Annotated in this window: 1 protein-coding gene and 1 pseudogene; both read left to right on the top strand. The window is 47.9% G+C overall.

Translation table 11 applies throughout. The annotated features are described in order from the left end of the window. The first annotated feature begins 90 nt into the window (after positions 1-90). Positions 91-342: pseudogene (locus tag HMPREF2696_RS06195) on the top strand (HU family DNA-binding protein). 223 nt (positions 343-565) lie between these two features. After that, on the top strand, positions 566-817 hold a 252-nt coding region (locus HMPREF2696_RS06190), incomplete at its 3' end, for a regulatory protein GemA (protein ID WP_141746352.1).

The following is an 817-nucleotide window of genomic DNA, read 5'->3' as shown; positions in this document are numbered from 1 at the left end:
TTTAAAGCTTGATTAAAGGCCGTCTGAAATTGCAAATTCATAACCCGCGCGGCACGGTCTGCCGCATTTAAATCTAAATAGGAGTCAAAAGTGAATAAATCCGAATTAATCCAAGCCATCGCCGACGAGGCGGAATTGAGCAAACGCGATGCAGCGGAGTTTGTTGATGCGTTTGTCAGCGTGGTAACGCAAGAATTGAAAGATGGAAAAGACGTTACGCTGGTCGGCTTCGGCACGTTTCACGCCGCCTAATCCGCCGAGTGTCAGGGACACAATCCGAAAACGGGCGAACCGCTGACCATCGCGGCGCGCAAAACGCCAAAGTTCCGCAATGAATCATGAAGCAATATAATCAGGAGTGGTTAGTATGTTGGCAGGAATGATGGAAGGCTGGGACTTTTAAAGATGGATTAAAGGCCGTCTGAAATAGGGTTTAAAACCTGTTTCAGACGGCCTTTTTTTGTGCTGTCAGTTTCGCAAAAAAAAACAGCGGCTTAATACTATATATTGTATTTTATTGGTATAATATGCGCTAATTTATACTATATGTTGTATTGGAGGAATAATGCGCCGTGCGTTGATTGCTAAAATTAAAATCGCTCAAAAGGAGCTGGGCTTGGATGACGGTACCTATCGCGCGGTGTTGGAGCGTGTGACGGGCAAGCGGTCGTGTACGGAGTGCAGTATTCCTGAGTTGGAACGCGTGGTCGAGGATTTACGCCAACATGGGTTTACGCCGAAGAAAACGGCAGGCCGTCGTCCGAACCGCCGAAGCTCTGCCGATCCGATGATGCGGAAAATCGAAGCCCTGCTGCTG

Source organism: Neisseria sp. HMSC058F07 (assembly GCF_001810035.1).
Classification (GTDB): Bacteria; Pseudomonadota; Gammaproteobacteria; order Burkholderiales; family Neisseriaceae; genus Neisseria; species Neisseria perflava.
The sequence above is the reverse complement of the archived record's forward strand: the minus strand, read 5'-3'. Positions and strand labels throughout refer to the sequence as shown.